This window comes from Avibacterium paragallinarum (genome assembly GCF_011765605.1).
GTDB classification, from domain to species: domain Bacteria; phylum Pseudomonadota; class Gammaproteobacteria; order Enterobacterales; family Pasteurellaceae; genus Avibacterium; species Avibacterium paragallinarum.
In genome coordinates, this window is record NZ_CP050316.1 from 2,164,137 (window position 1) to 2,188,430 (window position 24,294).

Annotated in this window: 28 protein-coding genes; 9 read left to right on the forward strand and 19 right to left on the reverse strand. The window is 40.3% G+C overall.

Annotated elements, in window-relative coordinates; genetic code table 11:
• Positions 1–5: 5 nt before the first annotated feature.
• From HBL79_RS10490 to pilL2, 3 genes are read right to left on the reverse strand one after another with little or no spacing between them, the layout of a single operon-like run.
• Positions 6–716: a lysozyme family protein gene (locus HBL79_RS10490; RefSeq protein WP_035686626.1), complete on the reverse strand. Its 711-nt coding sequence runs from the start codon at positions 714–716 to the stop codon at positions 6–8.
• Positions 695–1,450 carry a TIGR03759 family integrating conjugative element protein gene (locus HBL79_RS10495; protein ID WP_081637521.1) on the reverse strand — a complete coding sequence of 252 codons (756 nt, stop codon included), beginning with the start codon at positions 1,448–1,450 and terminating at the stop codon, positions 695–697. Before HBL79_RS10495 ends, HBL79_RS10490 begins: the two co-directional genes overlap by 22 nt.
• On the reverse strand, positions 1,443–2,090 hold the full coding sequence (gene pilL2, locus HBL79_RS10500; RefSeq protein ID WP_035686628.1) for a PFGI-1 class ICE element type IV pilus protein PilL2: 648 nt from the start codon (positions 2,088–2,090) through the stop codon (positions 1,443–1,445). The genes HBL79_RS10495 and pilL2 overlap by 8 nt, the downstream gene beginning before the upstream one ends.
• 158 nt (positions 2,091–2,248) lie before the next feature.
• Between pilL2 and HBL79_RS10505 the strand changes: the two genes are divergently transcribed.
• Complete coding sequence (locus tag HBL79_RS10505; RefSeq protein WP_035686630.1) at positions 2,249–3,178, forward strand: hypothetical protein; 930 nt, start codon at positions 2,249–2,251, stop codon at positions 3,176–3,178.
• A gap of 18 nt (positions 3,179–3,196) precedes the next feature.
• Here HBL79_RS10505 and HBL79_RS10510 read toward each other — a convergent pair whose 3' ends face one another.
• From HBL79_RS10510 to HBL79_RS10540, 8 genes are all read right to left on the reverse strand, one after another.
• On the reverse strand, positions 3,197–3,643 hold the full coding sequence (locus HBL79_RS10510) for a hypothetical protein (protein ID WP_035686633.1): 447 nt from the start codon (positions 3,641–3,643) through the stop codon (positions 3,197–3,199).
• A 160-nt stretch (positions 3,644–3,803) separates the two neighbouring features.
• Positions 3,804–4,166, reverse strand: coding sequence for a hypothetical protein (locus tag HBL79_RS10515; RefSeq protein WP_035686635.1), 363 nt, complete (start codon positions 4,164–4,166; stop codon positions 3,804–3,806).
• Between the two features lie 83 nt (positions 4,167–4,249).
• Entirely contained in the window at positions 4,250–4,924 is a 675-nt protein-coding gene (locus HBL79_RS10520) for a hypothetical protein (protein WP_035686637.1), read from the reverse strand.
• Positions 4,925–5,045: 121 nt separating this feature from the next.
• Positions 5,046–5,693, reverse strand: coding sequence for a DUF3560 domain-containing protein (locus HBL79_RS10525; protein WP_035686639.1), 648 nt, complete (start codon positions 5,691–5,693; stop codon positions 5,046–5,048).
• A gap of 111 nt (positions 5,694–5,804) precedes the next feature.
• Positions 5,805–5,930 carry a hypothetical protein gene (locus HBL79_RS12555; protein WP_256730360.1) on the reverse strand — a complete coding sequence of 42 codons (126 nt, stop codon included), beginning with the start codon at positions 5,928–5,930 and terminating at the stop codon, positions 5,805–5,807.
• Positions 5,931–6,320: 390 nt separating this feature from the next.
• Entirely contained in the window at positions 6,321–6,719 is a 399-nt protein-coding gene (locus HBL79_RS10530; protein ID WP_035686643.1) for a hypothetical protein, read from the reverse strand.
• A gap of 80 nt (positions 6,720–6,799) precedes the next feature.
• Positions 6,800–7,264: an STY4534 family ICE replication protein gene (locus HBL79_RS10535; RefSeq protein ID WP_035686646.1), complete on the reverse strand. Its 465-nt coding sequence runs from the start codon at positions 7,262–7,264 to the stop codon at positions 6,800–6,802.
• Between the two features lie 752 nt (positions 7,265–8,016).
• Complete coding sequence (locus HBL79_RS10540; protein WP_035686649.1) at positions 8,017–10,047, reverse strand: DNA topoisomerase III; 2,031 nt, start codon at positions 10,045–10,047, stop codon at positions 8,017–8,019.
• Between the two features lie 133 nt (positions 10,048–10,180).
• Here HBL79_RS10540 and HBL79_RS10545 point away from each other — a divergent pair, with 133 nt between their 5' ends.
• Positions 10,181–11,176: a hypothetical protein gene (locus HBL79_RS10545; protein ID WP_035686652.1), complete on the forward strand. Its 996-nt coding sequence runs from the start codon at positions 10,181–10,183 to the stop codon at positions 11,174–11,176.
• On the opposite strand, the gene HBL79_RS10550 is transcribed toward HBL79_RS10545, so the two are convergent.
• A complete protein-coding gene (locus HBL79_RS10550) occupies positions 11,145–11,558 on the reverse strand; it encodes a hypothetical protein (protein ID WP_035686655.1) in 414 nt (137 codons plus the stop codon). The genes HBL79_RS10545 and HBL79_RS10550 overlap by 32 nt on opposite strands.
• A gap of 258 nt (positions 11,559–11,816) precedes the next feature.
• Here HBL79_RS10550 and HBL79_RS10555 point away from each other — a divergent pair, with 258 nt between their 5' ends.
• Entirely contained in the window at positions 11,817–13,025 is a 1,209-nt protein-coding gene (locus HBL79_RS10555) for an IS4-like element ISVsa5 family transposase (protein WP_001339197.1), read from the forward strand.
• Positions 13,026–13,034: 9 nt separating this feature from the next.
• Here the strand turns inward: HBL79_RS10555 and HBL79_RS10560 are convergent, their stop codons facing one another.
• Positions 13,035–13,451 carry a helix-turn-helix domain-containing protein gene (locus HBL79_RS10560; protein ID WP_000275180.1) on the reverse strand — a complete coding sequence of 139 codons (417 nt, stop codon included), beginning with the start codon at positions 13,449–13,451 and terminating at the stop codon, positions 13,035–13,037.
• 87 nt (positions 13,452–13,538) lie between these two features.
• On the opposite strand from HBL79_RS10560, the gene tetC reads away from it, so the two are divergent.
• Positions 13,539–14,132, forward strand: a complete 594-nt coding sequence (gene tetC, locus HBL79_RS10565; protein WP_000428546.1) for a tetracyline resistance-associated transcriptional repressor TetC — start codon at positions 13,539–13,541, stop codon at positions 14,130–14,132.
• A gap of 112 nt (positions 14,133–14,244) precedes the next feature.
• On the opposite strand, the gene tet(B) is transcribed toward tetC, so the two are convergent.
• Complete coding sequence (tet(B), locus tag HBL79_RS10570) at positions 14,245–15,450, reverse strand: tetracycline efflux MFS transporter Tet(B) (RefSeq protein ID WP_001089072.1); 1,206 nt, start codon at positions 15,448–15,450, stop codon at positions 14,245–14,247.
• Between the two features lie 81 nt (positions 15,451–15,531).
• On the opposite strand from tet(B), the gene tetR(B) reads away from it, so the two are divergent.
• Positions 15,532–16,155 carry a tetracycline resistance transcriptional repressor TetR(B) gene (gene tetR(B) / locus HBL79_RS10575; RefSeq protein ID WP_000088605.1) on the forward strand — a complete coding sequence of 208 codons (624 nt, stop codon included), beginning with the start codon at positions 15,532–15,534 and terminating at the stop codon, positions 16,153–16,155.
• Here the strand turns inward: tetR(B) and HBL79_RS10580 are convergent.
• From HBL79_RS10580 to HBL79_RS10590, 3 genes are all read right to left on the reverse strand, one after another.
• Entirely contained in the window at positions 16,133–16,756 is a 624-nt protein-coding gene (locus HBL79_RS10580) for an ArsR/SmtB family transcription factor (RefSeq protein WP_001280391.1), read from the reverse strand. The two genes, tetR(B) and HBL79_RS10580, sit on opposite strands and share 23 nt — an antisense overlap.
• Before the next feature lie 70 nt (positions 16,757–16,826).
• Positions 16,827–17,213, reverse strand: a complete 387-nt coding sequence (locus HBL79_RS10585; RefSeq protein WP_000460651.1) for a hypothetical protein — start codon at positions 17,211–17,213, stop codon at positions 16,827–16,829.
• Positions 17,206–17,526, reverse strand: a complete 321-nt coding sequence (locus HBL79_RS10590; RefSeq protein WP_000562370.1) for an antibiotic biosynthesis monooxygenase family protein — start codon at positions 17,524–17,526, stop codon at positions 17,206–17,208. The genes HBL79_RS10585 and HBL79_RS10590 overlap by 8 nt, the downstream gene beginning before the upstream one ends.
• Positions 17,527–17,969: 443 nt before the next feature.
• On the opposite strand from HBL79_RS10590, the gene gltS reads away from it, so the two are divergent.
• Together gltS and HBL79_RS12620 are read left to right on the forward strand one after the other, a co-directional pair.
• Positions 17,970–19,175, forward strand: a complete 1,206-nt coding sequence (gene gltS / locus HBL79_RS10595) for a sodium/glutamate symporter (protein WP_000599533.1) — start codon at positions 17,970–17,972, stop codon at positions 19,173–19,175.
• A 266-nt stretch (positions 19,176–19,441) separates the two neighbouring features.
• Entirely contained in the window at positions 19,442–19,531 is a 90-nt protein-coding gene (locus tag HBL79_RS12620) for a helix-turn-helix domain-containing protein (RefSeq protein ID WP_052894307.1), read from the forward strand.
• 9 nt (positions 19,532–19,540) lie between these two features.
• Here HBL79_RS12620 and HBL79_RS10605 read toward each other — a convergent pair whose 3' ends face one another.
• A complete protein-coding gene (locus tag HBL79_RS10605) occupies positions 19,541–20,749 on the reverse strand; it encodes an IS4-like element ISVsa5 family transposase (RefSeq protein ID WP_001352368.1) in 1,209 nt (402 codons plus the stop codon).
• Positions 20,750–20,973: 224 nt separating this feature from the next.
• On the reverse strand, positions 20,974–21,906 hold the full coding sequence (locus tag HBL79_RS10610; protein ID WP_004235553.1) for an IS5-like element ISKpn13 family transposase: 933 nt from the start codon (positions 21,904–21,906) through the stop codon (positions 20,974–20,976).
• 184 nt (positions 21,907–22,090) lie between these two features.
• Here HBL79_RS10610 and HBL79_RS10615 point away from each other — a divergent pair, with 184 nt between their 5' ends.
• A complete protein-coding gene (locus tag HBL79_RS10615) occupies positions 22,091–23,038 on the forward strand; it encodes an IS30-like element ISAeca1 family transposase (RefSeq protein ID WP_012564931.1) in 948 nt (315 codons plus the stop codon).
• Positions 23,039–23,195: 157 nt separating this feature from the next.
• Positions 23,196–23,837, forward strand: a complete 642-nt coding sequence (locus HBL79_RS10620; RefSeq protein ID WP_011751353.1) for a type A-2 chloramphenicol O-acetyltransferase CatII — start codon at positions 23,196–23,198, stop codon at positions 23,835–23,837.
• Positions 23,838–24,294: the final 457 nt, after the last annotated feature.

Consider the following 24,294-nt stretch of genomic DNA (forward strand, 5'->3'; position numbering starts at 1 on the left):
ATCATTTATTTTGGCTCAACCCAAACAAGCGGTGTACCTTGTGGTTCAACCCAAAAAATGGCTTGATTTTGCACCGCACTTTTAGGAGATACCCAAGCATAGTTTTGTTCGTTTAAATGGATTCGATTATTGGCAATGTGTTTATGCAGTCGATAACGCTGGCCTTGATACGCAAGAAATTGCGCAACCGACATACCTTTACGCATACCATTGCGACGCATATTGCGAATATCTTCGGCATTCGCACGCCCTAACAAGGCTCGATGCAATCCCTCTAAACCAATGTTATGGGCAAGATAGAGATGTTCATCAGTCGGTTTAATGCCGCGTAAGGCAAACTGTTCCAAATGCCAACGGGCTAATAACGCAGTGGCATAGGTATTTGTGCGGTGATGACGCCGTGGATCGGATTTGGTGCCACGATTTGAGGGGGTTATTAATCGCATTCCAAGCATTTTCCCTCGCGTACTCTGTGCTAACCAATTCCACGTTTTTTGCGTAAACTGTCCAACGCCTAATGCCCCTGTTGGCGAACGTTTTCCATACCAGCCATCTTCCATCTTTACTAAACCTCTTAACATCGCCTCACTCACTTGATAATGCTGTGCTGCATTATGGATATCTTGATCGATGTCTTGACCAAAACTAAACGCCTGTGCTGAAACCGTACAGGTACACAACAGAAAAATACTCACTAATAAACGAGTGATTGCCATTGTCCGTCCTGTTGAATTTGAAATGCGGCGGGCATTTTGCCTTTCGCATACTGCAACCAATAACCTGTATCGTGATTTAAGGTAATTAACCGTTTTTTCACCTTAATCGGATCAATGTGATGTTTCTTGGCCCATTCTCGAATCGCGTTATCATTCCCGCCGACGATATAAATATCGACAGGGGTGCTATTGCCCACATGGGAAAGAATACGGCTCACATCCGCCTCACATTTTGCACAGTTGTCTAAACGGGTAAAATAAATCACCCGTCCAGCCGATTGTGAAATATGCGGTTCAACCTCAAACGGCAATTCATTAGGATAAAGTTTGGCAAAGGCTTTATCATAGGCACGCTGAAATGCAAGCTCCCGTTCAACACGTTCATACATCTTACGGGCTAAGAGTTCAGCATATCGGGTACGTTCTTCCTCGGTTTTTGCTTCAATGCCCAAGGTCGTTAAGGGATCAAGATTCGGCGACCATATTCCCCGCTCCCCTTTTTGTAATTCAAGGTAACGTTGCCATTCTTCAGTGGTCAATCCCCATTCTTGGGCTTTCTGTTGTAATTCGGATTGGGTGAGGGTATGTGTATCTAGCTGCTTTTCAAAGGTTGTCGTGTGGCTTGACGTTGCTGAAAGTAACGACGAAGAACGCGTTAAGGGATCCGCATTTCCATGAAGCGAAATGCCTATCCCCAAGATAGACAATGAAACCCACTGAGCCAATTTATTCATTGATCACCTCAGTTTCTGTCGTGGTTGAAATGATTTCGACACGTTTGGTTTCCACATCAATAGGCTTATCACGCGGTGTAAAACACACCGTACGATTAAACGCATTTAACGTCATTGCGTAGGCGGGACCTGCCAACATTTGGAGGGCTTCACGAAGTTTGATTGGTCCAAATTGACGATGAACTTTAGGGAGCGGTAACGAAAAGAGCGATGCCGTTTGATTAAAATGAGAGCCTGCACAAAGACGCAACCCTGTTCCAGATAAAGTGCGTGTTAAACCTTGTCCAACGGTTACTACATTGGGGCTTTTTTTCTTTGGTAACATATTTACCGTCACCATCTGCTCCAGCAAATACTTCTGCCCCTCTTCTGGTGAGGTGTTCACGAGCGTATAACGCCCCTGACGGATAATTTGTGTGGTTGATTCATCAACAGTTTGATAAATATCAGGAACGATCACCTGTTCTGATCTCACCAAAGGCTGCTGAACGTTTTTTTCAATAACCGTTTGAGAAGCGGGCAAAGGATGCGTTTCAACAGAGGGAGAGCCATTTTGATTTTGAGTGGGGTGCTGAACACAGCCGATTAATGTCGCACTCACCCCTCCCACGATTAAAAGTGAAAAAGCGGATTTTTTCATTGTTCTTCTCCAATAGTGTGATGAATTAATGACGATTGGTTTTACTATGGAGAAGATAAGACGGAAGTGGAATAATTTTTTATTTTGGCAATAGAAATAAATACCTAAAAACGATGAGTATGATATTTTATATTAGAAGGATATGATGAGGAGGAATAATGAAAATTTATAAACTAAGCATAAATACCCAAAAAGAATACCATATAGGAAATAATTCTGAACAGTTTGAGAGGCTGACACAACGAAAAGCACCCTATTATCAACATAATCCCAAAGGTATATTAACCGCTTATGCAATTTGCCCTGGTTGTAACAACCCGATAGAACTTATCGGTATGATTAGACAACCCAAAGACAAGCGTCGATATGGAAAACATTGTGGTTATAACGTCATGGGGTTGGCATTGAATAATGTGGAAGATTATCACTGTTGCAAATACAGAGCCAGACAGCATTATGTTCGTACACAGCGAAGAAATGTCGCCTCTCCTTTAGCGATTCAAATTCTTAACCAACTAAAAACACAATTCGATCGGATAATTTATCTGTTAAAGGTAACAACAGGTATCCAAATTACACCTAACTTAGCAGAAAAAATGTTAATCACTTATCTGTCTAGTAAAGGTCAATATTATACGGGAGCAGACTTACGAAATACGCCTTGGATTTTTGCTTATCTCAGTAACAGCCAATCTTTATACCAACAGCGTATTTCAAAAAAATATGAGAAAGCAACTGAATTAATTTGTGCCTTAAGACAAAGTAAAGATATCGAAATCATTGAAAATGAATCTAGCTATATTATTACAAACAAGCCAAATAAATTTACAACCATCGCATTTTGTTTTCATTCACATAAAGTTATCGCAAAAGAAAATGGGGAGATTATTGAAAAAATGACCTACTCAATTTCAGAAGAAAAAGATAAATTTGACTTTGATGATCCGAAAAATCCTCTAAACAATGTATTGTGGACAACAGAAATCCAATTCGACTATGACTTTTACCAGAAATTGATTTTTTCAAAAAAGAATGAGGATAAACGACAGCATAACTACTTAGCTATTGCCAATAAACTTATTACGTAATAAAAAGCGATGGTCAGTTTAATGTTGATACCAATAATCAAAATCTGCATAACGCCCCGCTAATCTTAACCAAAAACTTATGGGTAACGTAGGAATTTGCCCCCCAATTTCTAATTTTTTGAGGGTATCCAAAAACAGGGTAATTGGAAACGTAAAATGGGAAATCGCCTTTTTTGGTGAAGCTGAAGTTAGATCAAAGTATTTTTTCTGTATCAGAAAAGCAAAATTTTCATCACAATAATCGCATTGAAAGGTGATATGCTGAACGGGATAAATATGTACATACCAAGGTGAATAGATGTAAGGTTGATGTCGAGAGGGCTCAACAGCACAAACAACTTGTTTAATCCATTGTTCAGGAATATGAGGGACAAATCCTTTATCTTTCAACCAAATGAGGCTTTCTATTATCTCTTTTAAAGATAAACTAAATAAATGATTGTGATGACGAAACAAAATTTCCACGTGAGTACTCCTCAATAACGGTAATAACAATCTTTCACTATACGGGATAATTTTGCTAAACAAATCCTAAATTCATTTTTGGCAACGGTTAAAAATAAGGGAGAACACAAGAATCACTAAAACAAGGTAAAAAAATAGCGACCTATGCCGCTATTTTTCATTAATTTAAGTACAATGTAGATTTGATTTCTTCCACTTTTGCCATAAACGCATTAAGCGTGTTAATCGCTTCACCATCAATACAAAAATGGCTGTCGAAACCATTTACAAAGGTGAATACCTTAACTCGCTCATCGCCCTCCTCTAAACTAATCTGTTCAAAAAAGAGACTTTCAAGTCGTCCAATAACGAGGCTTTGGTAAATATTGCCAAGATGAGGAATGTCCTCACAACCTCGAGCCACTTCCCAAACCTCGCTATCTTCAATTGTGGCATTAAAGTGATAAAGAATACCCTCCCAGTCTGCTAAATTTTGGCTAACAGAATGGAGATAGAGTTCAGGCATAATATTATTGCAGTACATATGTGTTTCTCCTAAATAATCAATCAGAGAGAAACACACCCTAAAGGGAAGTATTTCCCTCTAGGGTTAAGATGGTGTAATAATTAGTTTGCTCGTACAGATAAAGCTACTTGTCCTTTTTCTTGTTCAATGAGCATTAAGGCATCATTGAGCAAACGATGAACTTGCTTTTTCCATTGCTGCAATAATTCCCACGGATTTTGTGGCACTTCAGCAAAACCACGTTGTTTTACAAGTTCAATGACACATTGAGCTTTGTGCATAATGCTTTCAAGCTCAATGAGCAAACTTTTTACCCAGTACGTTTTACCTGGCGAAATAAAAGAGAAATTACGCATTTGTGCATTGATTTGTTCCATTGCCTCTAACGCCTGCTCTGAGATTAGTTGAAAATCCCAGTGTGTTGGTTTGAGCTCGAATGGACGCCCAAAAGCTAAAAGTGCGTGACTGCCATTTAACAATTGTTGACATTGTTGAATAAAGGCTGGGTTTTGCATTGTTTTTTGAAAACAAGCATGTTCTGGCTCAAACACCTGAATACAGGCAAAATCCATACTCATTGATTCATCACATTCAATTTCACGTTGGCACTGTGATAATTGACGATAGAACCCTTTCACTGAGGACAGATGCGTCAACTCACTGACACGATCGCAGAGTTTATAGGTTAAATAGATGAATCGTTGCTGAATATTTTTTACGGTTTCATCGTAAATTTGAGCCGCTTCCAAAACTTGGTTTACCGTTAATGTTGTCATGGTGTTTCTCCTTAATTGATAAAAAATGAAAGGGAAACGCCCCATAAGGGAATGTTTCCCCTATGGGTGAATAAAGTGAGGTCAATTTTCACTGCACTTTTAACGTTAAAGATAAATGCAATTAACCCCAAAGCCGCTGAGCTAGCTCAACTTTTTTCGCCAATTCATTGACTTTTTTCTTGGCGTAAGTGAGTGAATAGCTATGCTCGCGTTTTTCTGGGTTATCCTTCAAATCTTGATGATTTTCCTTGGCTTTTGCCAATTCAAACTGAAAATACGCAAGACTTTCTGGCATAGATAAATCGATGACTTCTGCACGCTCTAGCCAATAGGGGATTTTATCCTCATAATGCTCGGCTTTTTGCATTTCTTCGACCGCTTTATCCATACGTTTGGCATTACGCTCAATTAAGGCATGATGTCGTCTTTCGCTATGATGTCCCACTTTAATGGGTTCACCGAGGCTTAAAAACTCACGTCCTTCATTAGCTGCCTCACAATATTGCTCACTACGCTTATGGGCGTTATTTGCACAATATTGATAGCGTTCTGCTTTGTTTAAGGCGTGGGTTTGACGATTGACTCCATCACAACGCACAAAAGAATAAAAATAGAAGTCATCTTGTTGCTTCACAAGGTTATAGATTTCTACTTCCGTTTCTTTCCCATATTTACTGGTTAGCGTGACAATATCCCCTCGTTGATGAGGTTCAGCACATTTCGCCAAAAATACGTTTGGGACAAATTTTGCATAAGTGTTAAGTGACATAAGATATTCTCCTAATAAAATGGGGAATATCTGCCCCACAAGGGAAAATATTCCCCTATGGGTAAAGTTGGAACCGACCTATTCAAAAATAGGTTGATTTAATGTGAAGAGTTAACGGGTTTTTCGTGTTTTTTTGTTTTCAAACAAAATATCTCGATAATCCCAAGTTACCCAAGCGGCTAAGGTGATAGCGGGCACTAAAATTATTGCCATTGCTGCAATCAGCCATACATTCATATCGCCTCCTATGGTTGATTAGCCTTTCTATTTCTTTTATAGAAAGACTGTCGTGATTTCGGTGATATTGTATCGACTACATACTCTAGGTACAAGCCAATACCCCACGATAATATGCCAAATAGTGCAAGTAACAAAGACTCACTCAATCCAATATTATCATTTGGTAAAACCAATCCAACAAATCCGACACCAGTAATCGCCCCCGCCTTACGCAAATCTTCTCCGATACGACGAAGGGTTTTGAGATTCCATCGATGGTTAAATTGATGGTTCCGCTTAAAAGTAAACATATCGTTCACCGCCTTTCATAAAATTAAGGGAACGACACCACAAGGGACATCATTCCCTATGTGGGGTTGAGTGAATGTTAAAACAGGCAATCAACAGTTAATCATCGCGATAAATATCACCTGAAACCGTATTAACTGCCCCCTGTATCCGTTGTGCTTGTACATCACCATTCACGGTTTTAACATTACCTGACACATCGCCGTGTATCGACACATCACCATTGACCGTTTCAATGCGTTCGACATTACCTGTTACCGCAATATCGGCGACATTGCCAGCATCAATATGATTCACATTACCGAAAACTTCGATGTGTAAGACAGGTGCTTTTTCAAGCACAATCACTTGACCATCGATGGTAAGCTGTGGGGCTTGGATTGACACTTGTCCATTTTCTATTGAAATAGTTTGTGATGAGACAACCATATTTTTCACATCGCCGTAGGCAATCTGAGTAAATACAGATTTTCCGTTAACATAAATACCTTGTTTCATTGTATTCTCCTTCCAAAAAGAAAAATGAGGATAAAGAAAAAGACTGACAAGCGTGCCAGTCTTTCCGTTGAGTGTAATGATTAAGCGTTTGGTGTGGCTAATTCTACATTGGCATCTTCAACATGTTCTGTTTTTGCTTCAGTAGAGCTAGAATATTTGAGTTCACCATCAATTTTAATCATTTTGATATTAATCAAGCGACCTTTCAATGCCACGCCTGTATCACCTTTCTTGTGATTTTTACCGTCTTTTTGATAGGTAAACGTATCAAACCAAAGGTCTGACATCACAAAGGCGATCAGGACTTTTTTGTTAGCATTTACAGCATCTTGACAACGTTTAACCAGATTTGCCGTATCTTTTCCAACCACATTACAGTTGAAAAAACGGTATTCAGGCTGAGATGATTCCCCTACTAATGCAGCAATATCACAAGAGTAGAAAGGCGTTCCTTTTTTCGGCTCCACTAAACGGATATTGTTCAAGTAGCCTAAACCTTGAGTATGAAGGTCAAAGAAATTTTTGTGTGTAGATGAGTTAGACATAATGTTTCTCCTAAAGTAAAAATAAAAAAAGCGGAGAAACATCCTTACCCAACACGGGAAAAATGTTCCCCGCCAGGGTTAACAGATGAGGCAGCATTCCTGTTTTCACAGCGTCATCTTTCAGAATGCTGATGACATTTCGGCTGGTATTAACACAACTACCACATCGGGCTAGTCCGTTGCTCTTTCAAGTGTTTGGCAACTTTTAAGGGCTACAACGTAGCGACTTAATGCCCACATTAAACCGCAAAATCGCCTCTCGCGTATAGAAAGAATTAAATATTAATAGAAAAGAATTTTGTTCCAAAAGTAAATAAGCCATAAATGAACAATTCACTTATGGCTTATTTACTTTTTAAGATAACAATTTGAAAAAATTGTGTGAATGACAGACCAATATAAATGGATGATTGAAATCTTCCCATCTTCGTTACAATGTTTGATTTCTTATCGCATCTACCTGATTACATTGTGGTCTTTAATCAGTATAACGGAGGCATCTCAATCGATACAAAGGGCACCCAATTTTTCACCAGTGGGCTCTGGCTAGGATAAAGAAACAACGTATTGCTAAGTCGTCATAACACTTAATAAAATGCGATGACGACTTAGCAATCACGCGATTGTCGATAAAAAGATAAAACACACACTCCCAATATCACTGAACCCTCTTTCAGAGTGCTAAGGGTATTTCGGCATAACATTGATAACCGACAATGTTAAAACGGCTTACTGTTGGCTGCCATACTACCTTATTTGACGGATTGACGCAAATTTGCAAATTGTTGGGAAAGGTTAATCGGCGCTGCTTTTTTGGCAGAAGATTTTTTCTTGGTGTTTGATTCAATATATTTGCATTGTGGATAGCCCGTACACCCCCAGAAATCCCCATTTTTCCCTTTCATTTTTCGAAGTCCCTTACCGCATTGCGGGCATTTTTTAATGGCTATATTGCCCATTTTGATACCTTGATGCCCACAGGTTTGAATAAGATGCCGAATAAACTGTTCTTGCTTTTGCATAAATCCTTGCAAGCTCATTTGGTTCTCGGCAATTTGGTTTAAGGCTTGTTCCCACAATGCCGTTAAACCAGGATCTTTTAATACCGTTGGTAAATTATCAATCAACATCACACCAGCCTCTGTCGCCACAATGGATTTCCCTTTTTTCTTGATATAACCACGATCATAAAGGGTTTTCATAATACTGGCTCGAGTGGCTTCTGTTCCCAACCCCTCCGTTTCGCGTAATTGTTTCTTTAGCCGTTCATCGGTAACAAAACGGGCAACATTCACCATTGCCGTGAGCAAGGTGCCTTCTGTATAGTGTGCAGGTGGCGTGGTTTTAAGTGATTTTACTTCCGTCTTCATCACCCTCAATATTTGTCCACTATTCAGTATTGGCAAACCTTGTTTCTCTCCCTGTGCTTCTTTAGACGAACGAAACAAGGCTTTCCAACCCGCAACCACAACTACTTGACCTTTGGCAAGGCATTGATGCTCTCCACAAGATAACCGAATTTGGGTTTTATCCACTTCAAAGTGCGGTAGAAATTGAGCGAGATAACGACGACGAATTAAGTCATAAACCTTAAACTCATTCTCATCCATTTTGGTAATATCGACGGGCTGTGTTGTGGGAATAATCCCGTGGTGAGCGGTAATTTTTTTATCATTCCACGCACGGGATTTTTGGCTCAAATTAAGCTGCGTTCGCAAAGGCTGTAACTTAGGATCTGACTGCATTAGGCTACTGATGACCTGAGGCACTTCAAGTAATTGTGCTTCAGGGAGATAGCCGCAATCCGTACGCGGATAGGTGGTTGCTTTATGTTTTTCATAAAGGGATTGTGCAATATCAAGCACTTGTTGCGTTCCTAAATCATAAAGGCGATTACATTCAGCCTGCAAATCACTTAATGCAAAAAGTAACGGCGGACTTTCTTTTTCCCGCTTTGTTTCGACATTCTGCACGCACACTTGACCCGCTTGACGAATCTGTTGTTCAGCCTCCTGAACAACCTTTATCTCTAAACAACGCCCCTCTTCATCACAATATTGCTCTGGTACAAAAAGCGTTGCAGCAAAAGAGGTCGCATTGTCAGAGCTTACTTGAACGAGCAGGGCATAATGAGATTTTGGCACAAAATTCGCGATTTCCTTATCTCGATTCACCACGAGAGCCAATGTAGGGCTTTGCACTCGTCCTACCGAAAGCGGCGGACCTTGATAGCCTTGTTGTTGTGCCAAAAGGGTAAACATTCGACTAAAATTCATTCCAATTAACCAATCTGCCCGACTACGGGCAAGCCCAGCATAATAAAGTGGCAAGGTTTCTTCATTGGTTTTAAGCTGGCTGAGGGCTTTACGCACACTGACCTCATCCAATGCGGTGATCCATAACCGCTGAATATGTCCACGATACCCCGCGATGTCTAATAACTCACGGGCAATCGTTTCTCCTTCACGATCAATATCGGTTGAAATTACTACCGTGCGTGCTTTTTTCAGCAATGTCATCACGGTTTTATATTCTTTTTTTGCATCGGGTTTAGGGGAAACTTGCCATTGGGAAGGAATAATCGGGAGGGTATCTAATCGCCACGCCTTAAATGCGGGATCGTATTGTTCTGGCGAGAATTGCTCAACTAAATGCCCTCTTGCCCAAGTCACAACGATTGTGCCATCAGCGGTTGATAAATACCCTTCCCCTTTTTGTGTTGCACCAAGCACTTTTGCAATATCCCGTCCTTGACTGGGTTTTTCGCATAGAAATAGTTTCATCATTACCTCACTAAAATTAAATCCACTTTCTTGACAGTTTATTTTCTGAACATTAAGATTTAAATTAATCGTTATTACATCAATTGAATAAATCACTAACAATTACTTATTATGTTGTTAAGGGAATGAATTTATGCCAATACAAGTCGCATACTGTATTCAACTAAAACGAGATGTTCCTATTACAGAAGCAAGAACAGAATTTTTAAATCAATCTCATTGGAAGCGTTTTGACTTTTTATGCTCGACAGAAAGCTGCAAAGCGAAGGGAATAAAAATTGTAGGAGTAAACTATCAAATACATCCTTCAGATGATCATCGTAATCCTCCACACTATCGAACATCACCTGGTCAAAAAGAATTACATTGTAGTGACTGTTATTTGTCTCATGATCTTAACCATCAGCTTCCTGGAGAAACCTCTGATGAGTTTAAACTAAGAAAAGAACGAGCCAAATTAAATGATTATGTTGATGAGTTTAATTTTACACAACGAGATCTGCCCTCAGCGACAAGTTCTTCACATACCCAATCTAGAGCCAGTAACTGCGATTCTCGACAGGAAGATCTTAGAGAAATCAGTCAAAAGCCTTACAGCCGATATGCTAAAACAACCCAATTAGTAAGATTGGTCGAGTCCTATTTAGACAGTAAAAATAAATTATCGAATACTATGTTTAAGAAACTTCCCCTTAAAGTTGAAGGCTCTTCAATCAAATATTTGTATCAATATTTTTATGGCATAAGAAAAGGGATTGAGTATAAAAAACATTGCGTCTATATGGGAAATGCTATTTTAAAACAAACAAATGAAGGGATACATTGTCAATTTATTGAAACAATATGGGAAAATCAAAAACCTAATGGGTATAATAGATTACCTATCTATCTAAAGATCTCTCAAAATGTACTGGATAACTATCGTTACAAACGAGCTTTATTAGATCATATAAAAACGAATACTTACTCAGAAAAACAATTTAGAATATTTTTTATTCCAAACCAAGAGGATATTGAGCCTAAAACATTTGAGAAAAATGGAAGTAAGTATTCAATCCACCTATTTAATATAACTGACCTTAATCTGTTTTGTTTATTTACTTATTCATACCTAAAAAAGAAAAAATAAGTTGAATACTGTTCTTTCTCATTGACTGGTTAAGATAATGGATCAATCCATTCGCATCAACCGCATCTATTAAAGTAATATCTCCTTGATTTGATGTAAAAGAATGTGGTTGAAAATAAATAGTATCGCTCTCAGTCAATGTTAATGTATAAACAAGGTCATAAGACAGCGTCATAAAATCCAATACATGAACAATAACATCATCATAAAGACGATATGTCCAATAATTCAAATAAAGACTATTTTCTTTTTCATCTAATCCTCTAATGTTAGAAATAATTACCTCTGATAGCTGTGAGAGTTTTTTACTATAACGAGGATTTTTTATCATTTTCCCTGAGGAAATATCCATATCAAATAGCCAATATTTTGATTTATACATTATGATAACCTCTAAAATGTGATAAGTACCTCATTAAATAAAATAGGGTTATAGCTTACAATGGTTTTCTCAAAATAAAATGTAATAAAAAAAGCCCAATCATCAAGACTGGGCAACACTGAGGTTTTAGAGCAAATAAACCTATTTAACCCTGATGAATCCCCTAATGATTTTGGTAAAAATCATTAAGTTAAGGTGGATACACATCTTGTCATATGATCAAATGGTTTCGCGAAAAATCAATAATCAGACAACAAGATGTGCGAACTCGATATTTTACACGACTCTCTTTACCAATTCTGCCCCGAATTACACTTAAAACGACTCAACAGCTTAACGTTGGCTTGCCACGCATTACTTGACTGTAAAACTCTCACTCTTACCGAACTTGGCCGTAACCTGCCAACCAAAGCGAGAACAAAACATAACATCAAACGAATCGACCGATTGTTAGGTAATCGTCACCTCCACAAAGAGCGACTCGCTGTATACCGTTGGCATGCTAGCTTTATCTGTTCGGGCAATACGATGCCCATTGTACTTGTTGACTGGTCTGATATCCGTGAGCAAAAACGGCTTATGGTATTGCGAGCTTCAGTCGCACTACACGGTCGTTCTGTTACTCTTTATGAGAAAGCGTTCCCGCTTTCAGAGCAATGTTCAAAGAAAGCTCATGACCAATTTCTAGCCGACCTTGCGAGCATTCTACCGAGTAACACCACACCGCTCATTGTCAGTGATGCTGGCTTTAAAGTGCCATGGTATAAATCCGTTGAGAAGCTGGGTTGGTACTGGTTAAGTCGAGTAAGAGGAAAAGTACAATATGCAGACCTAGGAGCGGAAAACTGGAAACCTATCAGCAACTTACATGATATGTCATCTAGTCACTCAAAGACTTTAGGCTATAAGAGGCTGACTAAAAGCAATCCAATCTCATGCCAAATTCTATTGTATAAATCTCGCTCTAAAGGCCGAAAAAATCAGCGCTCGACACGGACTCATTGTCACCACCCGTCACCTAAAATCTACTCAGCGTCGGCAAAGGAGCCATGGGTTCTAGCAACTAACTTACCTGTTGAAATTCGAACACCCAAACAACTTGTTAATATCTATTCGAAGCGAATGCAGATTGAAGAAACCTTCCGAGACTTGAAAAGTCCTGCCTACGGACTAGGCCTACGCCATAGCCGAACGAGCAGCTCAGAGCGTTTTGATATCATGCTGCTAATCGCCCTGATGCTTCAACTAACATGTTGGCTTGCGGGCGTTCATGCTCAGAAACAAGGTTGGGACAAGCACTTCCAGGCTAACACAGTCAGAAATCGAAACGTACTCTCAACAGTTCGCTTAGGCATGGAAGTTTTGCGGCATTCTGGCTACACAATAACAAGGGAAGACTTACTCGTGGCTGCAACCCTACTAGCTCAAAATTTATTCACACATGGTTACGCTTTGGGGAAATTATGAGGGGATCTCTCAGTGCATTGCCTCCAATTCCCATAATTTATTACGCCGATAATAACTTGGTGTAACCTTAAAAATGTACTTAAATCGACGTGTAAAAGATTGTTGGGAATCAAATTGATATTTTAATGCGATCTCAAGGATAGTTTTTTTCGTCAACCTCAACTCAACAGCCGCTTTCGTCAAACGACGAGCACGAATATAGCTAGCCAGTGTGACCCCTGTTACTTTTTTGAACAGCCGCTGAAAATACCACTTGGTATAACCCGCTTTATTCGCCACATCATCAAGCAGTAAAGACTGATCTAAATTATGTTCAATCCATAATAGAACATCTTTGATAACCGTTGTATGAAACTGCTTATCATCATATCTTAATTGGATGTTATTAGCTTTATTTTGATAGCGAGAATGCTGTTCAATATACATAAAATAACCTAAATGTTCTTAAGATTGTCACGACCACATCATCATGATACCATAAACATACTGACGGTATGTTATTTTAAATCTATCATGGAAAATAAAAATCATCAACAAGAAAATTTTAAGAGTACCTATCAATCACTGGTTAACTCAGCACGAATATTGTTTGTTGAAAAAGGCTATCAAGCTGTTTCAATAGATGAGATCTCGGGAAAAGCGTTGGTGACCAAAGGTGCCTTTTATCATCACTTTAAAAATAAAAAACAATTACTCAGTGCCTGTTATAAGCAGCAATTAATTATGATTGATGCCTACATCACAACAAAAACTGATTTAACAAATGGTTGGTCTGCCTTAGAAAGTATATTTGAACATTATCTTGATTATATTATTGATAATAATAAAAACCTTATCCCTATCCAAGAAGTGATGCCTATCATTGGTTGGAATGAACTTGAAAAAATTAGCCTTGAATACATTACTGGTAAGGTAAACGCCATTGTCAGCAAATTGATCCAAGAGAACCAACTTAAAGCTTATGATGATGATGTGCTTAAAAACTTACTCAATGGCTGGTTTATGCATATCGCAATACATGCGAAAAACCTAAAAGAGCTTGCCGATAAAAAAGGCCAATTTATTGCTATTTACCGCGGCTTTTTATTGAGCTTGAAAGATAAATAAAATAGATAGGTTTTATTTGAAGCTAAATCTTCTTTATCGTAAAAAATGCCCTCTTGGGTTATCAAGAGGGTCATTATATTTCGCGGAATAACATCATTTGGTGACGAAATAACTAAGCACTTGTCTCCTGTTTACTCCCCTGAGCTTGAGGGGTTAACATGAAGGTCATCGATAGCAGGATAATAATACAGTAAAACGCTAAACCAATAATCCAAATCCAGCCATCCCAAATTGGTAGTGAATGATTATAAATAACAGCAAACAGTAATGGGCCAATAACACCGGTTGCATTGGTAAGGCTCACCAATAATCCCTGTAAAGCACCTTGCTGATGACTCTTTGTTTGGATAGACATCACTCCCTGTAATGCAGGTAAAGCGATCCCACCACCAGCCAATAAAATTAAAACAGGGAAAACTAACCAACCTTCAGATATAAACGCTAAAAAGGCAAATGCACTACTATCTGCAATAAATCCGAGCAGTACTGCCGTTTTTTCGCCCCATTTAGTGGCTATTCTTCCTGCCACAAAGGCTTGGAATACTGAGTGTAAAAGACCAAGACCCGCTAATGAAAAGCCAACCATCATGCTATTCCATCCAAAACGATTTTCGGTAAATAGCACCCACACCGTTGCGGGAATTTGGCCTATCAATTGCGCTGAAAAATAAATAATCAACAAAATGGGCATCGTTTTAAATAAAGTGATGTATACCGAATTCGATTGCGTCTCAACCCCTACTTCGGTATCTGTATTATCACGTGTATTTTTGGTTTCACGGAACCAAAACATAACCACAAGGAAAGTGACAATATTTAGCAACGCAGCGATAAAAAAGGGACTATGCGGTGAAATCTCTCCTGCAAAACCACCAATAATAGGCCCCGCTATTAAACCAAGCCCAAAACTTGCCCCTAACCAACCGAACCACTTCACGCGTTGAGAAGCTGAGGTGGTATCGGCAATGACCGATGCCGCGACAGCCCCAGTAGCTCCTGTGATCCCTGAAAGCAAACGGCCTAAATACAGCATCCAAAGCGCACTTGAAAAAGCCAGCAATAAGTAATCCAGCGATGCGCCTATTAATGACAACAACAGCACTGGGCGCCGACCAAATCGGTCAGACATTTTTCCAAGCCAAGGAGCAAAGATAACCTGCATTAACGCATAAAGTGCAAGCAATACGCCAAAGTGGTTAGCGATATCTTCCGAAGCAATAAATTCACGTAATAACGTTGGCAAGACTGGCATGATAAGGCCAATCCCCATGGCATCGAGTAACGTAATTACCAATGCGATCTTTGTCGAACTATTCATTTCACTTTTCTCTATCACTGATAGGGAGTGGTAAAATAACACTATCAATGATAGAGTGTCAACAAAAATTAGGAATTAATGATGTCTAGATTAGATAAAAGTAAAGTGATTAACAGCGCATTAGAGCTGCTTAATGAGGTCGGAATCGAAGGTTTAACAACCCGTAAACTCGCCCAGAAGCTAGGTGTAGAGCAGCCTACATTGTATTGGCATGTAAAAAATAAGCGGGCTTTGCTCGACGCCTTAGCCATTGAGATGTTAGATAGGCACCATACTCACTTTTGCCCTTTAGAAGGGGAAAGCTGGCAAGATTTTTTACGTAATAACGCTAAAAGTTTTAGATGTGCTTTACTAAGTCATCGCGATGGAGCAAAAGTACATTTAGGTACACGGCCTACAGAAAAACAGTATGAAACTCTCGAAAATCAATTAGCCTTTTTATGCCAACAAGGTTTTTCACTAGAGAATGCATTATATGCACTCAGCGCTGTGGGGCATTTTACTTTAGGTTGCGTATTGGAAGATCAAGAGCATCAAGTCGCTAAAGAAGAAAGGGAAACACCTACTACTGATAGTATGCCGCCATTATTACGACAAGCTATCGAATTATTTGATCACCAAGGTGCAGAGCCAGCCTTCTTATTCGGCCTTGAATTGATCATATGCGGATTAGAAAAACAACTTAAATGTGAAAGTGGGTCTTAAAAGCAGCATAACCTTTTTCCGTGATGGTAACTTCACGGTAACCAAGATGTCGAGTTAACCACCCTTTAGATTCATAAAGCGAAAATAATGCGGCTCCAACGTACCCACCTAAATGGAAACGGCGTTCACTCCAATCTAAACACGCACAACAGATTTTACGTGAATGTTTGGAAGGAACGTCAATTCCCATTTCATGAAAATATTGAATACCACTTAATGTGATCATTGAACCATTTTCAGTGATCCATTGCTGTTGACAAAGGGAATCATAGATCTTAACGGCAACTTCGCCAGCTAAATGATCATAGCAAGTACGTGCTTTTCGTAAATGCACTGGCGTGGAAACTTTGGCATGTACGCCATGGTTTAAGGAGATCCCCATCATACTTTCCATCAATTCAGCAATATCTTTTCCTGCTAGCCGAAAATAACGATGCTTGCCTTGAGCTACTACTGTGATTAGCTGGCAATCTAATAATTTAGATAAATGACTGCTCGCCGTTGAAGCTGATATATTCGCCACAGAACTTAGCTCAGTGGCCGTCCAAGCTCGCCCATCCATCAAAGCACTGAGTATTTTAACTCGTGAAATGTCAGACATAGCCGCCCCTATCGCGGCTATTGAGGACTCAAAGGTAACCTCTTTTCGTATTAAATTAGCCATCGCAAGTTCACTTTATTGCCCAAGGGAGCGTAACAGATGCAGCCATACTATCATTGTCCGTTATTAATATCAGTTGGTTAGCATGGTCACTGTATTGCACTAAAATATTAATGTTATTCTCCGCCAATACTCGTGCTATTTCGCCAAGTTCCCCCGGTTTTTCCTGTTTTAACTTACGAATTAATGGTGTCCGGATCGCAAGTACTAACAGTCCAGCTTGCTCTAGCGCTATTTTAGCTTCCTTTCCTTGTTCAACAAGAAAATGAGCATGGCATTCATCACCAACCGTAAATATCCCTCCCCCTTCCAATCCAATACCTTTATTACCTAATGTTTTTCCTAGTAATGCTAATTGTCCTATTTGATTATCTAAAACAACGTGAACATCAAACATTATCCTTGTCCTTTTTAAATGAATATTCGCGAGTAATATGAGCAATACTAATTTTGTAAAAATCAAATATTGACTCTCGCCCTTCTTGTTGAGCTTTCGCATGTAAAACATGATTTTTCCATTGCAGAACTGCGTATTCGTTTTCCCACCAAGATAGCGATAACATTTTTCCTTCTGTAGCTAGACTTTGAAAACGTTCAATTGAAATAAAACCAGCTACATGACTTAATAGTGGTCTTAACTCCTCAGCTAAAGTCAAATAGCGAGTTTGTTGGTCGGGTTGTATTTGCACCTCAAATATTACAGCAATCATATTTTTCTCCGTTATTAATCAACAAACAGAGTAATCCACCCGAAAATTAACACTTCGATAAGCAACGAAATATAGAAAGGTCATGCTGCTGTTTTATGTTGTATATCACACTTCTTTAAATTGCTCGGCCTGCGCTTATCATGTTCTCCTTCTCTTATAATTTTGTTTATTATTTATACTTTTTTATTTTTTGCTATCACCGAAAATAGTGCGGATCCCGCATGGTATTTAGGTTTACCCATCATTAAATACCATTGTTGTTATTTTAATCTTTTTAATATTTCATGATTAAGATCACACTAAAATTATGACCCTATTAACTAAAAGTTATGGATACCCTAATAAAACTCATTGTTAAAGATTAGTTAACCAAAGTAACTTCATTTTTCACTATTGTTAAATTGTTATAGTGAAAATTCTGGTAAACTAATAGAGGTAAAAAAATGATCCTAGATGCCAGTTATACATTATTAGTCGCATGTATCGCGCTACTCATAGGAATGTTTGTCGTAAAATTTACCCCGTTCCTACAAAAAAACCACATACCAGAAGCCGTCGTTGGTGGCTTTATTGTTGCAATTGTTCTGTTAATTATTGATAAAACATCAGGTTATTCGTTTACTTTTGATGCTTCATTGCAAAGTTTATTAATGCTCACATTCTTTTCCTCTATCGGGCTAAGTTCTGACTTTTCTCGACTGATTAAAGGAGGAAAGCCGTTAGTTCTATTAACTATTGCAGTAACGATCCTAATCGCCATTCAAAATACTGTCGGCATGAGTATGGCTGTCATGATGAATGAAAGTCCATTTATTGGCTTAATTGCAGGTTCAATTACTCTAACAGGTGGTCATGGTAATGCCGGAGCATGGGGCCCTATTCTCGCTGATAAATATGGTGTAACAGGCGCCGTTGAATTAGCGATGGCTTGTGCAACACTTGGATTAGTGTTGGGTGGTTTAGTTGGCGGCCCTGTTGCCCGTCATCTTTTGAAAAAGGTCTCTATTCCTAAAACAACCGAGCAAGAGCGCGACACTATCGTTGAAGCTTTTGAGCAACCAAGCGTCAAAAGAAAAATCAATGCAAATAACGTTATTGAAACCATTTCAATGCTGATTATCTGTATTGTTGTTGGTGGCTATATCAGTGCATTGTTTAAAGATACTTTTCTGCAACTGCCTACTTTTGTCTGGTGTTTATTTGTCGGTATTATTATCCGTAATACACTGACTCATGTATTTAAACACGAAGTGTTTGAGCCGACCGTCGATGTATTAGGTAGCGTTGCTTTATCGCTTTTCTTGGCAATGGCGTTAATGTCATTAAAATTTGGTCAATTGGCAAGCATGGCAGGGCCAGTATTAATTATCATTGCTGTACAAACTGTTGTCATGGTGCTATTTGCCTGCTTTGTCACCTTCAAAATGATGGGCAAAGATTATGATGCTGTCGTGATCAGCGCGGGTCACTGTGGCTTTGGTATGGGAGCAACACCAACAGCAATTGCGAATATGCAAACAGTCACAAAAGCATTTGGACCATCACATAAAGCTTTCCTTGTCGTTCCTATGGTCGGTGCCTTTATTGTTGATATTTCAAACAGTATCTTAATTAAAATATTTATTGAAATTGGTACATACTTTACCTAATAGCTACACACTACTCGGCGTACTTCTCCTAACAATTTATTATAGGGCAGTATGCCGAGCCGCTTTCTTACCCCGTATATTCCCCTAGTCAATCTATTTAGCTTGCACGTTTACGAATTAATTCTCGTGACAACTAAACCAAAATTTGAATTATGACGAGTATATCTGATTATTTATACTTTATTCGTTAGAATAGTCCGTAGAAATAAATAATCAGTAGGCTACATGGAATGAAATTAAGACATCTCGATATCTTTTATGCTGTAATGACTTGTGGTTCCTTAACGCGTGCGGCTGAAGTTTTACATATTTCTCAACCCGCGGCGAGTAAAGCACTCAAACATGCTGAGCACTGAGAGATCCCCTCATAATTTCCCCAAAACGTAACCATGTGTGAATAGATTTTGAGTAAGCAGGGTTGCAGCCACGAGTGAGTCTTCCCTTGTTATTGTGTAGCCAGAATGCCGCAAAACTTCCATGCCTAAGCGAACTGTTGAGAGTACGTTTCGATTTCTGACTGTGTTAGCCTGGAAGTGCTTGTCCCAACCTTGTTTCTGAGCATGAACGCCCGCAAGCCAACATGTTAGTTGAAGCATCAGGGCGATTAGCAGCATGATATCAAAACGCTCTGAGCTGCTCGTTCGGCTATGGCGTAGGCCTAGTCCGTAGGCAGGACTTTTCAAGTCTCGGAAGGTTTCTTCAATCTGCATTCGCTTCGAATAGATATTAACAAGTTGTTTGGGTGTTCGAATTTCAACAGGTAAGTTAGTTGCTAGAATCCATGGCTCCTTTGCCGACGCTGAGTAGATTTTAGGTGACGGGTGGTGACAATGAGTCCGTGTCGAGCGCTGATTTTTTCGGCCTTTAGAGCGAGATTTATACAATAGAATTTGGCATGAGATTGGATTGCTTTTAGTCAGCCTCTTATAGCCTAAAGTCTTTGAGTGACTAGATGACATATCATGTAAGTTGCTGATAGGTTTCCAGTTTTCCGCTCCTAGGTCTGCATATTGTACTTTTCCTCTTACTCGACTTAACCAGTACCAACCCAGCTTCTCAACGGATTTATACCATGGCACTTTAAAGCCAGCATCACTGACAATGAGCGGTGTGGTGTTACTCGGTAGAATGCTCGCAAGGTCGGCTAGAAATTGGTCATGAGCTTTCTTTGAACATTGCTCTGAAAGCGGGAACGCTTTCTCATAAAGAGTAACAGAACGACCGTGTAGTGCGACTGAAGCTCGCAATACCATAAGCCGTTTTTGCTCACGGATATCAGACCAGTCAACAAGTACAATGGGCATCGTATTGCCCGAACAGATAAAGCTAGCATGCCAACGGTATACAGCGAGTCGCTCTTTGTGGAGGTGACGATTACCTAACAATCGGTCGATTCGTTTGATGTTATGTTTTGTTCTCGCTTTGGTTGGCAGGTTACGGCCAAGTTCGGTAAGAGTGAGAGTTTTACAGTCAAGTAATGCGTGGCAAGCCAACGTTAAGCTGTTGAGTCGTTTTAAGTGTAATTCGGGGCAGAATTGGTAAAGAGAGTCGTGTAAAATATCGAGTTCGCACATTTTGTTGTCTGATTATTGATTTTTGGCGAAACCATTTGATCATATGACAAGATGTGTATCTACCTTAACTTAAGGAAGGTGCGATTTAATCAGTCATGACGATCCAGAGCCTGGATATCCTCCTTACGCGGCAAAGTAAGCACCCCAGTTTGGACAATATTTAATCTCCCCCATCAACTCAGGGTAAGCAAAATGTCACTGCTCCACTGATATTACAATGATTTTCACGACATCCCCGCCAGTTGTCCCGCCCGCACCAAATTGCACATTGCAAACAGCATTGAAAGCCGGTTGTGGTTCTTCATCAGTCCCCGTAATCGTGTTTTGCTGAAACCAAACTGGCACTTCAGTATCCGGAAAGGATGCTCAACCTTTGCCCTAATACCTGCTTTCACATATTCATCATGCAGCGCCTGCTTATTCAGCCGGGGATGCTGTCTGAGCTTTTTTACGGCATGAGGACCTTTGGCAATAAACCACTCTTTAACCCGATGTGTCAGAGAGTCCCGTTTTTCTGCCCCGCGATATCCGGCATCGGCGAAGACAATTGCTACCGGCTCCGTAATCAGGCTATCCGCCGCATTCAGGTCATGCACATTTGCCGCCGTGGTCACTACTTTTTCCGTCAAGCCTGTGGCCGCATCAACAGCAATATGAGCTTTCATACCAAAGTACCACTGATTTCCCTTGCGGGTCTGATGCATTTCAGGATCCCGTTGACCGGCTTTATTTTTTACGGAACAGGGAGCGGAAATAATGGTCGCATCGATAATGATGCCCTGACGTAACATCAGTCCGGCCTGCTTCAGTTTCTGGTTAATCAGTGCCAGTATCTGTTCTCCTGCATGATGTTTCTCCAGAAAATGGCGGAAATTCATGATGGTTGTGCGATCTGGCACCGTGTCACAGATCCCCGCAAATTGACGGAACGGCAGGACATCATGCAGGGCGTCTTCAGCCGCTCCGTCACTGAGGTCAAACCAGAGTTGCAGGCAGTGGATACGGAGCATAAGCACCAGGGGGAAAGGCCGTCGGCCGCGACGGGATGACGGATAGACGTGAAGCAGCTTATCAGCAATATCCTGCCACGGCACCAGAACATTCATACGGTCAAGAAAACGGGATTTACGGGAGGAATAGCTGGAAATGGCAGGCATTGTAAACAGCTCATGATAAAGAAAGCTTTATGTTCTCACATATGACGATTAAATCGCACCTTCCTTAATACATCTTAAGCGTGAATTCAGATAATAAGTGCAATGCCCATGGTGCATAGGAGAGAGGCGGTCAACTACCAGTTAGGGTACGCTTCTTCTCGCCAAAGAAACAAAGCGATACACCATGAAATACCAGCAGTTGACCGAGGGGCTACGATACCAGATTGCCTGCCTCCGTGACCATGGCCTGTCACAGGCCCGCATTGCCAAACAGCTCGGGGTTCATCCATCGACTATCAGTCGTGAGCTTCGTCGTAATTGTGCTGGGCAGGCCTATCAGCCGCAGCAGGCTCACCAACTTGCCACGGCACGACGGCTGACGAGTCAGAAGCGTACTGTCCCGTCTGATACCATCGACTTTGTTTGCATGGCGCTGGTCGCGGACTGGAGTCCCGAGCAAATCAGTGGCGTTGGAGACATGATTAACTGCCCGGTTAGCCACGAGTGGATATACCGCTATGTGGCACGCGACAAGGCCAACGGTGGCACGCTATACCGGCATCTGCGTCAGGGTCACAAACGCTATCGCAAGGGTAAGAACAGCAAACGCAGTGTCATTCCCAATCCGGTATCGATTGATGAACGCCCTGCGATAGTCAATGAGCGGAGCCGTGTGGGAGATTGGGAAGTCGATACCGTGTTGGGTAAGCAAGGCAGCGGTGCAATAGTGAGTCTGTTGGAGCGTAAGAGCCGGCTCTACCTGGTTCAATACGTTCCCAGCAAAACAGCCAGCGCGGTGGCGGACACCATTATCAGCATGCTGAAACCCTACCAGGCACATGTCCATACCATCACAGCTGACAATGGTAGCGAGTTTGTCGAACATGAACGTGTTGCAGCAGAGCTGGAAGCGCAGGTGTACTTTGCGCATCCATACAGTGCATGGGAACGGGGACAGAATGAGAATAGCAATGGTCTGCTGCGGCAATATGTGCCCAAAGGCAGTGATTTGAGTGTGGTGACAGCAGAGGCACTGTCAGCCGTCGAAAAGCGGCTGAACTTCAGGCCGCGCAAATGCTTGGGATTTAAACAGCCACAGGTGGTTTTTGACGAACTTCTGAAAGCAGCCTGATTTTTAATCGGGAATTGCACTTCGAAGTTGAATTCGCGAGCCCGAATCTGATATCATTATTCTGTACCAAGCGGCTTACGGAGGACGGGATGCTGCCCATTGAGACAACCAGACTGCCATTATTAATATTTTTCGCTATTAATCAGAAGGAATAAACATGAATTTTACCAGAATTGATCTGAACACCTGGAACCGCAGAGAACATTTTGCTCTTTATCGTCAGCAGATAAAATGCGGATTCAGCCTGACCACAAAACTCGATATTACAGCTTTGCGTACCGCACTGGCGGAAACGGATTATAAATTTTATCCGGTGATGATTTATCTGATCTCCCGGGTTGTTAATCAGTTTCCGGAGTTCCGGATGGCAATGAAAGATAATGCACTGATTTACTGGGATCAGACCGATCCTGTATTTACTGTTTTTCATAAAGAGACTGAAACATTTTCTGCGCTCTTCTGCCGTTATTGTCCGGATATCAGTGAATTTATGGCGGGCTATAATGCGGTGATGGCAGAATATCAGCATAATACTGCATTGTTCCCGCAGGGAGCGTTACCAGAGAACCACCTGAATATATCATCATTACCCTGGGTGAGTTTTGACGGATTTAACCTGAATATCACCGGTAATGATGATTATTTTGCTCCGGTGTTTACTATGGCGAAGTTTCAGCAGGAAGATAACCGCGTATTATTACCTGTTTCTGTACAGGTACATCATGCCGTTTGTGATGGCTTTCATGCAGCCAGGTTTATTAATACACTTCAGATGATGTGTGATAACATACTGAAATAAGTTAATTAATACTTTATTTAAGCCACTGTATCCGGAAGGAATGGTGGCTTTTTTTTATCTTTTCGTCGTGATGTGTAATCTCGTTTCAGAATGGTTCAGGATCACTGTACGATAATGCTCCCGTAGTTTGGTAATATCCTTAATAAGAAAAAACAAGCAAAGACGAACAGCAATAGTAATAAAGAAAGCAGTAACAATAACAGTAATAAGTTAGTAACAACACCAGATGCAGTTATAACAATAATAGTATTTATAGTAATAGCACTTACAATAATAGTATTTACAACACCAGAAAGACTGCTGCGACAGTCGTTTTAAACAATACCAGAATGCTGTAAAAGCACCTGTAGTATTAACATTAGTATTAATACCAGTAGTAACACCAGTGAAAACATCATGATGGTATAGAAATATGCCTGAATATGTTTAATTAAACAATAAATAAACCGCCATGTAT

Coding starts and splice junctions, on each gene's coding strand:
- HBL79_RS10490 (WP_035686626.1), bottom strand. CDS start 716: ATGGCAATCACTCGTTTATTAGTGAGTATTTTTCTGTTGTGTACCTGT.
- HBL79_RS10495 (WP_081637521.1), bottom strand. CDS start 1,450: ATGAATAAATTGGCTCAGTGGGTTTCATTGTCTATCTTGGGGATAGGC.
- pilL2 (WP_035686628.1), bottom strand. CDS start 2,090: ATGAAAAAATCCGCTTTTTCACTTTTAATCGTGGGAGGGGTGAGTGCG.
- HBL79_RS10505 (WP_035686630.1), top strand. CDS start 2,249: ATGAAAATTTATAAACTAAGCATAAATACCCAAAAAGAATACCATATA.
- HBL79_RS10515 (WP_035686635.1), bottom strand. CDS start 4,166: ATGTACTGCAATAATATTATGCCTGAACTCTATCTCCATTCTGTTAGC.
- HBL79_RS10520 (WP_035686637.1), bottom strand. CDS start 4,924: ATGACAACATTAACGGTAAACCAAGTTTTGGAAGCGGCTCAAATTTAC.
- HBL79_RS10525 (WP_035686639.1), bottom strand. CDS start 5,693: ATGTCACTTAACACTTATGCAAAATTTGTCCCAAACGTATTTTTGGCG.
- HBL79_RS12555 (WP_256730360.1), bottom strand. CDS start 5,930: ATGAATGTATGGCTGATTGCAGCAATGGCAATAATTTTAGTGCCCGCT.
- HBL79_RS10530 (WP_035686643.1), bottom strand. CDS start 6,719: ATGAAACAAGGTATTTATGTTAACGGAAAATCTGTATTTACTCAGATT.
- HBL79_RS10535 (WP_035686646.1), bottom strand. CDS start 7,264: ATGTCTAACTCATCTACACACAAAAATTTCTTTGACCTTCATACTCAA.
- HBL79_RS10540 (WP_035686649.1), bottom strand. CDS start 10,047: ATGAAACTATTTCTATGCGAAAAACCCAGTCAAGGACGGGATATTGCA.
- HBL79_RS10545 (WP_035686652.1), top strand. CDS start 10,181: ATGCCAATACAAGTCGCATACTGTATTCAACTAAAACGAGATGTTCCT.
- HBL79_RS10550 (WP_035686655.1), bottom strand. CDS start 11,558: ATGTATAAATCAAAATATTGGCTATTTGATATGGATATTTCCTCAGGG.
- HBL79_RS10555 (WP_001339197.1), top strand. CDS start 11,817: ATGTGCGAACTCGATATTTTACACGACTCTCTTTACCAATTCTGCCCC.
- HBL79_RS10560 (WP_000275180.1), bottom strand. CDS start 13,451: ATGTATATTGAACAGCATTCTCGCTATCAAAATAAAGCTAATAACATC.
- tetC (WP_000428546.1), top strand. CDS start 13,539: ATGGAAAATAAAAATCATCAACAAGAAAATTTTAAGAGTACCTATCAA.
- HBL79_RS10580 (WP_001280391.1), bottom strand. CDS start 16,756: ATGTCTGACATTTCACGAGTTAAAATACTCAGTGCTTTGATGGATGGG.
- HBL79_RS10585 (WP_000460651.1), bottom strand. CDS start 17,213: ATGTTTGATGTTCACGTTGTTTTAGATAATCAAATAGGACAATTAGCA.
- HBL79_RS10590 (WP_000562370.1), bottom strand. CDS start 17,526: ATGATTGCTGTAATATTTGAGGTGCAAATACAACCCGACCAACAAACT.
- gltS (WP_000599533.1), top strand. CDS start 17,970: ATGATCCTAGATGCCAGTTATACATTATTAGTCGCATGTATCGCGCTA.
- HBL79_RS12620 (WP_052894307.1), top strand. CDS start 19,442: ATGACTTGTGGTTCCTTAACGCGTGCGGCTGAAGTTTTACATATTTCT.
- HBL79_RS10605 (WP_001352368.1), bottom strand. CDS start 20,749: ATGTGCGAACTCGATATTTTACACGACTCTCTTTACCAATTCTGCCCC.
- HBL79_RS10610 (WP_004235553.1), bottom strand. CDS start 21,906: ATGCCTGCCATTTCCAGCTATTCCTCCCGTAAATCCCGTTTTCTTGAC.
- HBL79_RS10615 (WP_012564931.1), top strand. CDS start 22,091: ATGAAATACCAGCAGTTGACCGAGGGGCTACGATACCAGATTGCCTGC.
- HBL79_RS10620 (WP_011751353.1), top strand. CDS start 23,196: ATGAATTTTACCAGAATTGATCTGAACACCTGGAACCGCAGAGAACAT.